Here is a 14,977-nt window from a genome sequence, read left to right as displayed (position 1 = left end):
TCAAAAGGAGACTGTCACATGTCGGTAGCTATCAAGCCACTCGAAGACCGCATCGTAATCCGTCAGCTCGAAGCAGAACAGACCACTGCTTCCGGCCTGGTTATCCCAGACACCGCTAAGGAAAAGCCACAGGAAGGCGAAGTTGTCGCAGTTGGCCCCGGTCGCGTAGCAGACAACGGAAACCGTGTACCTGTTGACGTGAACGTCGGCGACAAGGTCATCTACTCCAAGTACGGCGGAACCGAAGTGAAGTACCAGGGTGCTGAATACCTGGTGCTCTCGGCTCGCGACGTTCTCGCAGTAATCGGCTAATCACACCTTCACACACTCACACTCATTAGAAGGAAGTGAAAAATGGCTAAAACTTTGCAGTTCAATGACGACGCTCGCAAGGCACTTGAACGCGGTGTAAACGTTCTGGCTGACACCGTCAAAGTGACACTGGGCCCACGCGGTCGCAACGTTGTTCTTGACAAGCCGTGGGGCGCACCCACAATCACCAACGATGGTGTGACCATCGCACGTGAAGTCGAACTCAACGACCCATACGAAAACCTGGGCGCTCAGCTGGCAAAAGAAGTTGCCACCAAAACAAACGACGTTGCCGGTGACGGAACCACCACCGCAACCGTTTTGGCTCAGGCACTCGTACACGAAGGTCTGCGCAACGTCGCAGCCGGTGCAGCTCCTGGACAGCTGAAGGCTGGCGTTGAAGCAGCTGTTGACGCAGTTGAAGAACGCCTCAAGGAAATCGCACGCGAAGTTGCTGACTCAAAAGAGATCGCACACGTTGCAGCTCTTTCAGCTCAGTCACCTGAAATCGGTGAACTGATCGCAGAAGCCTTCGACAAGGTTGGCAAAGACGGCGTCATCACGATCGACGAATCACAGGCATCCTCGGTTGAGCTTGAGTTCACTGAAGGTATGCAGTTCGACAAGGGCTTCCTGTCGCCATACTTCGTGACCGACGCTGACCGTCAGGAAGCAGTTCTGTCAGACCCATACATCCTGATCCACCAGGGTAAGATCTCCAACATTCAGGATCTGCTCCCTGTTCTGGAAAAGGTGCAGCAGGCTGGAAAGCCACTGTTCATTGTTGCCGAGGACGTGGAAGGCGAAGCGCTGTCCACCCTGGTTGTCAACAAGATCCGTGGAATCCTCAACGTTGCCGCTGTGAAGGCCCCCGGATTCGGTGACCGTCGCAAGGCGATCCTGGAAGACCTCGCAATCCTCACCGGCGGGCAGGTCATTACCGCTGACATGGGTATGAAGCTCGACCAGGTCACCCTGGACCAGCTGGGTACCGCCCGCACCATCACCGTCACCAAGGACAACACCACTGTTGTCGACGGTGGAGGATCGCAGGACGACGTTGACGCTCGCACCGCCCAGATCCGTGGCGAAATCGAGAACACCGACTCGTCATGGGACAAGGAGAAGTTGCAGGAACGGCTGGCCAAGCTGGCCGGCGGTGTTGCAGTGATCAAGGTGGGTGCCGCTACCGAGGTCGAACTCAAGGAACGTAAGCACCGCGTCGAAGACGCCGTTTCCGCTACCCGCGCAGCCATCGAAGAAGGTGTGGTTGCTGGTGGTGGATCCGCTCTAATCCACGCAGCCAAAGTTCTTGACGGCAACGACCTGGGCAAGGACCACGACGCCGCAACCGGTGTCAACATCGTTCGCCGTGCAATCGTTCAGCCACTGCGCCAGATCGCAGAAAACGCTGGACAGGACGGCTACGTCGTTGCATCGAAGGTTGCTGAGCTGGAAGCAGGTCAGGGATACAACGCCGCAACCGGCGAATACGGTGACCTGATTGCTCAGGGAATCATTGACCCAGTCAAGGTGACCCGTTCGGCACTGCGCAACGCTGCATCAATCGCAGCTCTGGTTCTCACCACCGAAACACTGGTCGTTGAGAAGCAGGAAGAAGACGACGAAGACGACAAGTAAACGTCACTTCTAAAGAATCGGGCCTCAAGCATCACGCTTGGGGCCCGATTTTTGTCTGCCGTCACTCACCCCGCATATGCACGTATATTTACATAAAGCTATGACACTACGACGTTTCGTTTTTACTGTTTGGGAGGAAAAGACAATAGAGATAGAAAGACGAAACTGTGCTGTTTCTTGGTCGTGCTGTGGCGGGATTCGCCACCTCTGTCGCTCTCATAGCATCAGCGCTGGGCACCGCAGCCCACGCCACCCCAACTGACAATACCTACACTGCTTCATCTGCACCCGTCTGTGGCGCCGACGCCACCGGGCTTCGTGCAGACGTACCCAAAATCGGTAAACGCAACGTCGTTGAGACCGAACACGCTGACGCAGTTTCCATGTGCATTCGTGGCGGGAAAATGCACATGTTCTCCAAGGTCGACTGGGCGCCTTCCAATGGCAAGTACGAGCACGCACGCGAACCGGCCAACGAACTGCTCTTCCACGTCAACGACGCACTTAAAAGAAAAATACCTGCCAAAGGATTCGAGTTTACTCACGCGGCAGGAAAACAAGCATGGATGATCCCACAGGGCCAGAACCACGACGGCCTCTGGGCAGGCTGGAACACCCAAGACATCGCTGAAAAGGATGTCAAAGGCGGCAAAGTCACCATGCAGCTGAACCAAAAGAAGTCTCAAGCACCAAAGGGTGCCAACGTCGAGGTATTCCAAGACGGTTTGTTTGGTGGACCGCAACGAGTTTTCTCACTCACCGATCCCAAGCACTCCAGCTACGAACAGATCGCAAACGCTCACGTTCACGCGAACTGGGTTTTCACTAAACCGGGTGTCTACCGCCTTGTTTTCGAGTCAAACGCAGAAGTCAAGGGCAAAGACGTCGCTGGCGAACAAGAGTACGTGTTCGTTGTAGGCAAACTGAACAAAGCTGAACTTGAAGACCTCGACAAGCCCAAACCAGCACCAAAACCCACAACCCAAACACCAAAACCAGCTCCCACCTCGGAACCAACGACACCACCATCAGCGCCAGCCACTGATAAGCCCGCCCCCTCACCAAGCGGCAAACCAGAACAGCCGGCACCACAACAACCGGGTGTCGCCATCGAGGCGAAAGCTGACAAAGAGCAATACGCCGCCGGTGACACAGCGGTACTTAGCGCCACGGTGAACGGTGGCGACGAAAACGGACTAGTGTCGTGGGAACGCAAAGCACCTGGTTCAGACACGTGGGAACCCGTTGAAGCGGCTCAAGGAAAAGAACTCCGCATCGAAAACCTCGAAGCAACTGACTCGGGCACCGCGTTTCGCGCCGTCTATGCCGGGGAAACACGGTCAAACGAAGTAGAACTGAAGGTCGAACCAGGTGAATCCGAGGCTCCGCAGGAGCCCCAAGAGCCACAGGAACCAGAGCCTTCCACCTCGGAATCCCCATCCGACGAGGACGACTCTCAGTACGACTTCACACTCACCACGACCTTGGACCAAGACGAATACGTCGAAGGCCAAGACGCACGCGCAGAAGCCACCTACAGCCAAACCTCAGATAACGGCGGTCAACCGCTTAAAGTCGCAGGAAAACTGGTGTGGGAAACCCGCGCGTCGGAGTCTGAAAAATGGATGGAATACAAAGACGGTAAGAAGGCAGTATCCTCACGCCAGATCATCATTCCGTCTCTGACTAAAGAGTTCGACGGCGTTCAGTTTCGTGCTGTACACACATCAGGCGACGAACGCGTCGAATCTGAACCAGTCACCCTTAAAGTTGGCTCAGGTGACGACGCTGAGGGGAACGGCGGAAATGCCGACAACGCCAACGCCGGCAACAGCGGTGGCGCAGGTGCCAACAACAACTCCGCACCCGCACAGGCTCCCGTTGTATGTGTCCCAACCGACGCATCTGGTGCAGCCGGCCAGGGCACTGACGCCAGTGGCCAAAGCAACTCCGGTGCGAGCCAAGGAAACAACGGGAGCACAGGCGGTGGAAGCGGCCAGCAAGCCCCCGCAGGCCAGCGTGTTCGCGTGACTGACGGTCACTTCGACTTTGGTGCCCGCCTCAACGGGAAGCGCGCAACCGCGGAAGTGAAAGACGACCGCACCTCGCCACCCGTGTGGCGCAACCCATCAGACATGACGTTCGTCCTGGGAGACGCGTCGAAGAAGAAGGTCCCAGCCGAATTCGGATTCTTGGGCAAACCAGGAGCCGACATTTACATGATCGGCCAAACGCAAGAGTCGCAAGTTCCATGGTTGGGATGGAACACGCAAGACGAACAACTCGTGAATAACGCAACGAAAGTCACCATGCGACTCGATTCGCTCAACGGTCCCGGCAAACTCAACGTGTTTGTTGGCGGCGGTGGTCTAGGTGGCGGAAGCGTGAAACACGTATTCCGTAACGCCGGGGACTCCTACGACATTCCTCTGCGCACACACGAACACGGCAACTGGGTGTTCTCGGCCCCCGGTAATTACACCGCGACTCTGACGTTCACCGTGAAACTCAAGGACGGATCCACCAGCCAGGCCACCGGAACCCTGAACTTCGAAGTGGGGCAGTCTGCGAAGGCCGGAGCTGGAAACATCACCCCAACTGGCCAGTCGGCGCCCGATCAGAACGCTGACGCACAGTCCGGCGACCAGCCAGCGGACCAGCAGGGCGATCCGGCCACCTCGGACCAGGCAACCGCTGACGCCAACGGCGGTGACTCAACCGCTCCCGTCAGCAACGCGGATGCCGGCAACATGGACAACTGTGCCCGCCCATCCTTGCCACGCACAGGTGTTTCCGGAATCTCCGCCGGTCTGATCGGTGGTGGTCTGCTCGTAGGGATCGGAATCGTTGCCGTAGTTTCGCAACGTCGCCGCCGTTCATGATCAGGCGTACGTTCCTCGCGGTCAGCGCTGTCCTTGTGACGGTGCTGGCCGCGGGGTGTCAGGGGAGTGCGTACACCCACCGGAACACAGACCAGCTTCAGGTGGTTGCCACGACCGGCATCATCGCTGACCTGGTGAAGAACGTTGCCGGTGATGCGGCGAACGTGGTTCCGTTGGTACCTGCCAACGCGGACCCGCACTCCTACGAACCCACCCTGCGCGATGTCCGCAACATCGTGTATTCCGACGTCGCCTTCTCCAACTACGTCATGCTGGAAGAACACAAACTCATCAAAACCCTGGACGCAAACATCCCACCGGACGCGCCCAACATTGGGCTGGCGGAAGGTGCTACCAAGTACTCCGCGCGCGTCATCCCATTGGTCGAGGACGTGACTCTTGACACCGTGTGGCTGGGGTTGCGCGTTTCAGGTGCCGGTAGTGAGTTGGGTGCGGACCGTGCCAGTGAAGTACGGATGAAAATGACCGAGGTCGTTGCCCCTTCCGGGGGCACCGTCCACGGGTTTCTCACGCAAGCGTTGGGGCAGAACACCCTGTACTTTGACAGCTCAGACGGTGCGGGAGACTCTGACGTGGCGACCCTGCCGGTCAATGCACACACCCACTTGAGCTGGGCGTTTTCCAAGCCCGGGGTGTACAAGGTCACGTTCGAAACACACCTCGCCACCGACCCGGAAAACGAAACCTACATCGGAAAGGGTACGTACACCTTCGCCGTTGGGGTCGACCCTCACTCCGACCCACAGCTGAAAAACAAACGCATCATCGACGAAGGCCACGCGGACCTCACCACCGACCTCGACACCAAACGCCTCACCGTGTTTGCCGACTCGGAAAAGGAAACCAGCTCCGACCTCGGCGAAAGCTCATACGAACGCAACGTTGCCGGCCACGACAGTCTGGACCCAGACGACACTGTTATTTCCGTGACCAACAAAGCGTGGCAGGAAATCCCACGCGGTTCGAAGTTCTTAGGCGAACCAGGGTCGTCCACGTACCTGTTGCCGCAAGCGGTTCTAGGGAAGCACGTACACGGCGAAATGGACCCGCACCTGTGGCATGACGTGAGCAACGCAATCGCATACGTCAAACTCATCCGTGACACGCTTGCCCACGCCGACCCAGACAACGCACGCACATATGAGGCGAACGCCAAACGGTACGTGGACAGGTTGGACGCACTAGACCGCGAAGTACGCGACACCCTTGCGTCTATCCCCAAAGACAAACGCCACCTCATCACCACGCATGACGCGTTTGCGTACCTCGGCGCGGCATACGACGTGGACATTGCCGGGTTCGTCACCCCCAACCCCGCCGTAGAACCCAGTGTCACTGATCGAATTCGGCTCGCCGACACCATTCGCAACCTTAAAGTCCCAGCGGTCTTCGTTGAACCGCAATTGGGTAGGTCGCTCACGCTCAGAACAGTCGCGGACGAAGCGAATGTGAGCGTGTGCGACATCTACTCGGACGCGTTTGACTCCCGCGTCACCACATACGAAGAGCTCATGCGGTTCAACGCACAATCATTGAAAGGATGCCTGACATGAAAGCGATTCGACTGACAGCGATCGCATGCACGTTACTAGCTGTAGGGGTAATGAGCCCCGCCGCGGTTACCGCTTCCTCCACCCTCACAGCGACCGCGGCTCATGCCACGGGAAACCAACCTGCAGGCAACGGTGCTGAAGACGAAGAAGAAAAGCTCAAACAGAACGTCTCCGATTCCGAAGAGCTCAGCGAGGACCAGGCGACGATCGACGCCGGTCACGTGGACATTGGCCCACGCCTTACGGACGGCAAGACTGAACTCGTGGCTCGCGACGACACCGCTAACCCACCCGTGTGGCGACACCTGGACAAGACCGTGCTCAAAGTCGTTGATCAGGGCGGCAAGATTCAGATGCCAGACGATGAACAGTACTCGTTCATTCCAGCCAACGCGGGCGATGACGTGTGGGTGATCCCGCAGGTCGAACAACCCGGTGTCGTGTGGCTGGGGTGGAACACTCAGAACCCCAGCTTCGTCAACGAAGTCGATGGAAACGTCACCTTGTCTCTACGTGGCGTGCAGGGTCCCGGCGACATGGTCGTGTACCTGCAAAACGGCGGATTTGGTGCCCCACAGGTCGTGTGGGATGACCAGCAGCGCGACGCCTCGGTGGACCTCAACACTCACACGCACGCCAACTGGGTATTCACCAAGCCGGGGGAGTATTTGGTGAAGATGTCCGTGAGTGCGAAAACCACCTCGGGCGAAAAATTAGAAGATACCCAAACCATTCGCCTTGCCGTGGGAGACCAAGCTGACGTAGACAAAGCCGCCAGCATGCAGTGGGAGGGCTCAGACGACGCTTCCAACGAATCCGGGCAGAACGAAAACGCGGAAGACAACAAAGCCGCCGGGAAGTCGGACGGCAACTCTGCGCTGCCGCTGATCGCGGCGGGAGTGGGCGGCGTTTTCCTCATCGCCGTGATCTCAGTCGTCGTCATGTCAGCGAACGCACGCAAGCGCAAGAAGGCCGCAGGGATGGACGAGTGAGCGCACACGACACGACCACCGTTTTAGACGTCCGCGACCTGTGTACAAAACTGGGCGGGCGGTCGGTTCTTGAGAACCTCAACCTGGAGATCTCCGCGGGCAGCTTCGTAGGTCTCGTGGGTCCCAACGGGGCTGGAAAGACCACCCTGTTGCGCTCCATCCTGGGGCTGATTCCGTGCCGCGGGAAGGTGACTTTGCAGGCCGAGGTGGGTGTTGGGTACGTGCCCCAAAAGCACGAGTTCGCGTGGGACTTCCCGATTTCGGTTGAAGACACCGTGCTGACCGGAAAGCGCTTCAAGCTGTGGCAACGCCCCACCGTCGAGGATTACAAAGCGGTCAATAACGCGCTCAAACAAGTACATCTTTCAGAGGTCAAGGACCGTCCCGTTGCCGAATTGTCTGGGGGGCAAAAGCAACGTGTCTTGGTGGCTCGCGCACTTGTCTCGCATCCGCAGTTGCTGGTGCTGGACGAACCCTTCACCGGCGTTGACGTGCCCACCCAGGAACTGCTCACTGACCTGTTTATCTCCCTTGCAAAGGAAGGCACCGTGGTGCTCATGGCCACCCACGATCTGGTGGCGGCCATGCACACGTGTACACACATTGCGATGCTCAAAGGCAACATCCGAGCGTACGACTCACCACACAACCTGACCGACCCGCAACTGTGGTGCGATGTGTTCAGCCTCAAACCGCAGTCACCTCTGCTGACTGCACTGGGGGTGAGCGCATGAGCGTGTTCGACTTCTTCGCAGACCTCACCAACCCGCTGCTGGTTTTTCTGCCCAAGGCACTCATGGTCGCTACGATGGCGAGCATTCTGTGCGGTGTCGTGGGCTGCTTCGTGGTGTTGCGCGGCATGAGCTTCATTGGTGACGCGGTGGCTCACTCGGTGTTTCCGGGGCTTGCCGTCGCGTTCGTGGTAGGCGGAAACTTGGTCGTGGGTGGCGCGATCGCCGGTGTTGTGACGGCACTTTTGGTGGCGATCTTTTCGCAGTTCCGCAGGCTCAAAGAAGACTCGGTCATTGGTGTGTTCTTCGTGGCGGCGTTCGCGTTGGGAATCGTCATCATTTCGCAGTCCCCCGGCTACGCAGGGTCGCTCACGGACTTTCTGTTCGGGTCGATCACAGGTATCCCCACATCAGACGTCTACGTTGTGGCTATCACCGCTTGCGTCGTGATCGCGGTGCTCATGGTTTTCTTGCGCGACCTGGTCACGGTGAGCATTGACCGTGAATACGCGCGAGCGTTGGGGCTCCGAGTCTTCTGGCTGGACATCGTCCTCTACATTGCGGTGACCTTGGCAATCGTTGTCTCGATCAGGACCATTGGAAACATCCTGGTACTGTCGTTGCTCATCACCCCGGCGGCAACCGCGCGGCTGCTCACCGACAAACTCTCCACCATGATGTTCCTGGCACCCGCGCTGGGAGCAGTGTCGGCGTTCATTGGTCTCTATATTTCATGGACCGCTGACTTCCCCGTAGGTGGAACGATCGTCCTGGTGCTCACCAGCTTCTTCCTGCTCGCATGGCTGTTTGCCCCACGACACGGGATGGTGGCGCGTCTGTGACAAGTCGATTCTGGGTAGCAATCTGTGCTGTCATGGCGCTGGTGTTTGGGCCACACGTGACACCTCAACCGGCGTACGCCAACGCAGTGTTTGAAGCACGTGACAACGAACTCACTCTGAATGCGAAAGAGTGGAAGGTGGCGGGGCCAGTGACACTGAGCGTGTCTGCCGGTGCGAAAGTAGGTGATTCTGGCACCTCTGAGCCCGCGGGTGACACTGACCCTCGCACCATCTCTGACGAAGTGACCTTCGACGGGGAACACTTGCCGTTTGCGGTGCAGACGAAGCCGTCGCAACCGGTGAGTGTGCAGGTGAAAGCCACCCCTGGCACCTACTGCTTGAGCATCCACGCGCACTCTCTTGGCAAAACGGAGCCACGGCAGCACACCCAAACCATCCGGGTCGAATCCACAGACGACACCACCACGATCGACACCGACCCAGCAGACTGCCCAACCGACCTCGACGAGAAGTACCGCATCAAACCCCCTGAGCCGGGAGCCAAACAACACACGGTCAAGGCAGAAAACACCTCGGCGGGGTACGTTGCCAACGCCGATTTTGACGCACGCGGACTGGATGGGCGCGTGCGCATGGCATTCCGACACGACGGACACGGAACCATGGGCGTCATCAACCCCAACCGCACTAAAGGCGGGAACATCGCGGCCCGTGGGGACGCGTTCGCCTACGACATTTCGGCCCCAACGATCGAGCCGCTGCACTTGACGTTTTCAGAGCCGGGAACCCACTGCGTCGCCTACTCCATGTACAGGGACGACGCCACGAAACCGGCGCGCAACGGGATGCTGACGGTCACCGCAAAAGGGGCCGAGGTGGCTGACGACCGGGCGGCGGACGGCCAGGATGCTGGTGACGGGGATGCTGATGGCGGGGATACGGGCAACCGGGAGGCAGAAGGTCAGGTGGCGGACTCACAGTGTGGCCCCACGAGCCCGGTACCTCGGGACCCTGCCGAAAGCCCCTCCGATTCTCACGACACGTCGACCGACGACAAAGGCGCCGACAACGAAGACGCAACGGACCCTGGGGAGGCGGGTGACACCTCGGGCAACATGCCTGGCCAATACGGCGCCGCGCCGGGCGTGACCGTGCCGACTCCCGCCGCACTGCCCTTCCAGCCGGTTGCTGCCAACGTGTGCGCACCGGCAGGTGACGGGCAAATGGTTGACGTGACTCAAGGTCAGGTGCTCATCAACCCCACCCAGGTCAAAGTGAACGGGGCAGAACGCGCACCCTCAACCGTCAACGTCACCGTGCCAGATTCAGCGCGCACCGCGTTCACACCTTCAACAACGCAGGACAAAGAATTCGCCACCCCCGGATCTCAGGTATGGGCAACCGGTGGCCAAAACGCGCCCGCAGTGGGGTGGAGCGCAAACGACCTGGACCCGGCGCTCGTGAAGTCTATGGAGGTGACGCTCACCCGTGTGAGCGGACCGGGCAGCGTCCTCATTCAGCAAAAAGATGCGCTAGGGAAAAACACCAAGAACCTTCGTCAAGGGTCACAGTCGACGGTCACACCTGGGCAGTTCAGCACCCCCACCTTCATGTTTAACCAACCGGGTGCGTATGACGTGGAGTTTGAAACGCTGACTCGCGAAGTTCACGGGCACGAACGCCGGGCCACAGTTCTCCTTCGGTTCAACGTGGGTAAGAAACTGCCAGCTCAGGTGGCCGGCTCGCCCCTGGGCGCGCTCATTGGTCACTGCCAAGCGGCCTCGATTACTGGCGACATTGTGCGTGCTAACCCGCCGGCGGAACCTCGCCAAGCGGCCCCAGAAACGCGCTCGGTCGAAGGGCCGTCGAACTGGTGGTGGGGAGTCTTTGGGGCAGCGCTCGCATGCAGCGTTGCACTGGCCATCTTGGCCGCCCGCGTGTGGGTCAGGGAGGACTCATAATGCACCGTGAAGACGAACGCTACGCCAGCAGCCTGCACGACACCGTCGAAATCCCCAAGGTCACGACGAAACCCAAGGCCAGTACGAAAGCCAAGGTCAGTACGAAGGCGGCGACGACCTCGGCGGGGGTATCACGGTGGTGGGCAATCCCGCTCATGGCGATGTCGATTGCGATGGTCGTACTTGCAGGGCTGGTGTTTGTAAACCTCCGCACGGACGGGGCGGACAGCCAGGCCGAGGAAGTTGTGGAGATTCCAGCGCCGGTTGTGCCCTCCATGCCTGCCGTTGACCCAGTGGCAGGTGGGGTTGCCGTCGATAACCCGTGGTTGCGCGAGACGAGTGAGAAATCGGGGATCCCCAAGCGTGTCTTGCAGGCGTATGTCGCGGCAACGGTGTGGGCTGCTCAGCGCAGTCCGCAGTGCGGGTTGTCGTGGAATACGTTGGCTGGAATCGGCAAAATCGAGACCGATCACGGGCGCTACAAAGGTGCCAGCGTGAACGACTCCGGCGAGGTTACGCCCCACCTTTTTGGTGTTCAACTGCGTGGTGAAGGTACGGCGCATATCCGCGACACTGACGGAGGGCGACTCGACGGCGACCGCACACACGACCGAGCTGTGGGCCCCATGCAGTTCATCCCCGCAACATGGAATCAGGTGGCAGTGGACGGCAACGGCGACGGCACGAAAGATCCGCACAACATTGACGACGCGACAGCGTCAGCGGCGGCTTTTCTGTGCGCGAACAACCGGAACCTGAGCGACCTGAACGGGTACACGGACGCGATCAAGGCCTACAACCCGTCCGATCAATACGTGCGCGACGTAGCGAATGAAGCGCAACGCATTGCCCAAGTCGTGGGTCAGCCGGCGCAAAGCGAGCAAAACGGCGCAATATAGTGCGTAGTCTCGCTCGTTTTGCGCTGTTTCGTCAGGCCGTTTGGCTGATGGCGCCCGAGGTGTCGGTAGGGTAAGGGGCATGAGAAGCCCGCTACGACCTCGGGAAGGGATCAGCGCAACCCGGTTGCGCGCACCTGGCGGCAATCAGACGCACTCCCGCCAACACGAACCAGTTCCCGCGACTGTCCGCGACTGGCTGTTAGCCGACTTCCCGGATTCGCGTGAGGAGCTCGACTACATCGCCGATCCTGCCGGGGGTGGGCTCGTAGACGAAAACGGCAGGCCGGTCACCCTGGAGACACCTGTGACCCCGGGCGGCTTCTACTTCTTCCACCGGATCGTGCCGCCGGAAGCGCGCGTGCCGTTCGACGTGACCGTGGTGCATGAGGACGAACACCTGCTGGTAGTGGACAAACCTCACTTCCTGGCCTCGACACCAAATGGGCGATTTGTACGCGAATGCGTGGTCACACGGTTGCGGGTAGAACGTGACGAACCGGACCTGGTGGCCATTCACCGGCTTGACCGTGTGACGGCCGGGCTCTTGATTTTATCGCGCAATCCGGGCACGCGCGGGGCGTATCAGCGGCTTTTTCAAGACCGAAAAGTGGATAAAACCTATGAGGCCTTAGCGATTCTTCCGGGCGACTTTGACCCGGCGGCGTTTCCGCGTGAGTGCGAGTCGCGGATCGAAAAAGACAAGGGAACACGTGGTGTTAGAGAAGTCGACGGGCCCATCAACGCGCGTTCTCGTATCGAGTTTTCACACGTGGTTGGCACGTATGAGGGTGATCCTGTTGGCCGGTTTGTGCTCACTCCGCACACGGGCAAAACTCATCAGTTGCGGGTTCACATGTTAGGCGCAGGCGTGCCGATCCTGGGTGATCCCGTTTACCCACACGACCTGGACCAGGACCCGTACGACTTTTCGCACCCGCTGCGTTTGTGTGCCGTTGGGCTTGAGTTCCGAGACCCGCTCAGTGGTGAGGAACGCCGCTTTGCGTCCAGGATCAAATTGAGTCCAAACGGCGCAAAGTGAGCATGACGGCGCAATATATTGCGTAGTTTCGCTCGTTTTGCGCCGTTACACTACAGCATTCCGCCAACCATTCCGGTGAAGTAGGGGACCAGCCAAATACCCCACACCACAAGAGAAAATTTGTGGAACACTGCACGCGCACGGTCCGAACCTTTGATCATGACGTAAAGCGCCCACACAAAGTGGATGGCCATGAGCAGAAGCGCCAACGCTCCGGTGACAGCCATGATGAGCCCCAAGATCTGGGCGGCCTCGCCACCAAAAGAGAAAGAGTCGGACTGCGCGATTCGGCGCATGAACTCGGTTCCAGTTGCGTCGCACACCAATCCCAGCCCAAACAGGATCACATGAGGCCACGTGAGAACTTTTTTCTTATGTTCTGCCCACACACCCATGGTGTAGAAAACCAGGGCTGCAGTGATGAAAGCAATAGCAAAAATCAACATAACTTCAGTGTGCTCTTAGCCCCTCTCGAATCCATCGCCCAGCGGGTTGGTTGTCCCATCAACCAAACGGTTGAGTCACCTGTTTATAAACTCACACCCTCACGGTCATGACTGCCAGTCGAAAGCGTTAGGATTGCGGGTATTGGTAGGACAAAAGGGGAGGGGCCCAATGAGCGAAGTTGAACAGCATTTCCGCGAAGCAGAGAATCCGTTTTCACTCACCGGTTTGACCTACGACGACGTCCTGTTGCTCCCCGGAGACACCGACGTCATCCCGTCTGAAGCTTCAACTCGCACCCGGTTGACTCGCGAACTCGACATCAACATCCCTCTGATTTCTGCCGCCATGGACACGGTGACCGAAAGCCGGATGGCTATTGCCATGGCACGCATCGGTGGAATTGGAATCATCCACCGCAACCTAAGCAAAGAAGACCAGGCAGCCCAGGTCGACTATGTAAAGCGCTCGGAGTCGGGCATGATCACCGACCCCGTGACCATCACCGCCGACAAGACCCTGCAAGAGCTCGACGAAATGTGTGGCCAGTACCGCATCTCGGGTCTTCCTGTTGTGGACGAAAACAACGTGCTCGTGGGAATCATCACCAACCGTGACCTGCGCTTCGTTCCTCGAGCAGAGTTCGCCACAAAAACGGTTGGCGAAATCATGACAAAGGCACCTTTGATCACAGCTCCAGTAGGCGTGAGCTCAGAAGAAGCCTTTGAAATCCTTGCTGAACACAAGGTCGAGAAGCTGCCACTCGTCGACGAGAACAATGTGATCCGCGGGCTCATCACCGTTAAAGACTTCGTCAAGAGCGAAGAGTACCCCCTGGCGTCCAAGGACTCTGAAGGTCGGCTCCTTGTAGGTGCCGCAGTAGGGTTCTACGGAGACGCGCTGGAGCGTGCCGGCCTGCTGGCCGAAGCTGGCGCTGACGTCATCGTGGTGGACACGGCTAACGGTCACGCACGTGGCGTCACCGACATGATCAAGACGCTCAAAAAGGACTCCGCTTTCTCTCACGTCCAAGTTATTGGTGGAAACGTCGCCACCCGCGAAGGCGCCCAAGCACTCATCGACGCAGGAGCCGACGCCATCAAGGTTGGAGTTGGACCAGGATCGATCTGCACCACCCGCATCGTGGCAGGTGTAGGAGTTCCACAGGTCACCGCGATTCACCTGGCCTATCAGGCCGCACGCGAAGCCGGCGTTCCGGTGATTGGTGACGGTGGATTGCAGTATTCGGGTGACATTGGCAAGGCACTGGTCGCCGGTGCCGACTCCGTGATGCTCGGTAGCCTCCTAGCCGGATGTAAGGAATCCCCAGGTGAACTGCTCCTGGTGAACGGAAAGCAGTACAAGACATACCGTGGCATGGGCTCGTTGGGTGCCATGGCGCCACGTAAGGGGCGTTCGTACTCCAAGGACCGCTACTTCCAGGCCGATGTCGCCACCGATACCGACCTCATCCCAGAAGGCGTCGAAGGTCGGGTCGCTTACCGCGGTGAACTCAAAAACGTCGCATACCAACTCACGGGTGGACTGCGCCAAACCATGTTCTACGTGGGCGCGCGCACGATTCCCGAACTCAAAGAACAAGGACGCTTTGTGCGCTTGACCGCAGCTGGACTTAAAGAAAGCCACCCACACGACATTCAAATGACGGTGGAAGCGCCCAACTACCAGTCACGCTAAA

Annotated in this window: 12 protein-coding genes; 11 read left to right on the top strand and 1 reads right to left on the bottom strand. The window is 58.8% G+C overall.

Annotated features, from left to right (window positions below; translation table 11 throughout):
* Nucleotides 1–18 precede the first annotated feature (18 nt).
* From groES to JOE56_RS03380, 10 genes are all read left to right on the top strand, one after another.
* The gene (gene groES / locus JOE56_RS03425; RefSeq protein ID WP_102239141.1) at nt 19–312 is read left to right on the top strand and encodes a co-chaperone GroES; all 294 of its coding nucleotides are present in this window, start codon (nt 19–21) and stop codon (nt 310–312) included.
* A 42-nt stretch (nt 313–354) separates the two neighbouring features.
* Entirely contained in the window at nt 355–1,953 is a 1,599-nt protein-coding gene (groL, locus tag JOE56_RS03420; RefSeq protein ID WP_204514837.1) for a chaperonin GroEL, read from the top strand.
* Between the two features lie 167 nt (nt 1,954–2,120).
* On the top strand, nt 2,121–4,835 hold the full coding sequence (locus JOE56_RS03415; RefSeq protein ID WP_204514836.1) for a TIGR03773 family transporter-associated surface protein: 2,715 nt from the start codon (nt 2,121–2,123) through the stop codon (nt 4,833–4,835).
* Entirely contained in the window at nt 4,832–6,409 is a 1,578-nt protein-coding gene (locus JOE56_RS03410; protein WP_204514835.1) for an anchored repeat ABC transporter, substrate-binding protein, read from the top strand. Before JOE56_RS03415 ends, JOE56_RS03410 begins: the two co-directional genes overlap by 4 nt.
* Nucleotides 6,406–7,401: a choice-of-anchor M domain-containing protein gene (locus JOE56_RS03405; RefSeq protein WP_204514834.1), complete on the top strand. Its 996-nt coding sequence runs from the start codon at nt 6,406–6,408 to the stop codon at nt 7,399–7,401. Before JOE56_RS03410 ends, JOE56_RS03405 begins: the two co-directional genes overlap by 4 nt.
* A complete protein-coding gene (locus JOE56_RS03400; protein ID WP_102239146.1) occupies nt 7,398–8,135 on the top strand; it encodes an anchored repeat-type ABC transporter ATP-binding subunit in 738 nt (245 codons plus the stop codon). Before JOE56_RS03405 ends, JOE56_RS03400 begins: the two co-directional genes overlap by 4 nt.
* Nucleotides 8,132–8,974, top strand: a complete 843-nt coding sequence (locus tag JOE56_RS03395; protein WP_204514833.1) for an anchored repeat-type ABC transporter permease subunit — start codon at nt 8,132–8,134, stop codon at nt 8,972–8,974. The genes JOE56_RS03400 and JOE56_RS03395 overlap by 4 nt, the downstream gene beginning before the upstream one ends.
* The gene (locus tag JOE56_RS03390) at nt 8,971–10,896 is read left to right on the top strand and encodes a hypothetical protein (RefSeq protein WP_204514832.1); all 1,926 of its coding nucleotides are present in this window, start codon (nt 8,971–8,973) and stop codon (nt 10,894–10,896) included. Before JOE56_RS03395 ends, JOE56_RS03390 begins: the two co-directional genes overlap by 4 nt.
* Nucleotides 10,896–11,795: a lytic transglycosylase domain-containing protein gene (locus JOE56_RS03385; protein WP_204514831.1), complete on the top strand. Its 900-nt coding sequence runs from the start codon at nt 10,896–10,898 to the stop codon at nt 11,793–11,795. The genes JOE56_RS03390 and JOE56_RS03385 overlap by 1 nt, the downstream gene beginning before the upstream one ends.
* 79 nt (nt 11,796–11,874) lie before the next feature.
* Nucleotides 11,875–12,834, top strand: a complete 960-nt coding sequence (locus tag JOE56_RS03380) for a pseudouridine synthase (protein WP_204514830.1) — start codon at nt 11,875–11,877, stop codon at nt 12,832–12,834.
* 50 nt (nt 12,835–12,884) lie between these two features.
* On the opposite strand, the gene JOE56_RS03375 is transcribed toward JOE56_RS03380, so the two are convergent.
* Nucleotides 12,885–13,280 (bottom strand): HsmA family protein, encoded by a 396-nt coding sequence (locus JOE56_RS03375; RefSeq protein ID WP_204514829.1) that lies wholly within the window; start codon nt 13,278–13,280, stop codon nt 12,885–12,887.
* A gap of 169 nt (nt 13,281–13,449) precedes the next feature.
* Between JOE56_RS03375 and guaB the strand changes: the two genes are divergently transcribed.
* Nucleotides 13,450–14,976, top strand: a complete 1,527-nt coding sequence (gene guaB, locus JOE56_RS03370) for an IMP dehydrogenase (RefSeq protein ID WP_204514828.1) — start codon at nt 13,450–13,452, stop codon at nt 14,974–14,976.
* Nucleotide 14,977 lies beyond the last annotated feature (1 nt).

This window comes from Brevibacterium paucivorans (genome assembly GCF_016907735.1).
Classification (GTDB): domain Bacteria; phylum Actinomycetota; class Actinomycetes; order Actinomycetales; family Brevibacteriaceae; genus Brevibacterium; species Brevibacterium paucivorans.
This window is presented reverse-complemented; position numbering and strand designations above follow the sequence as displayed.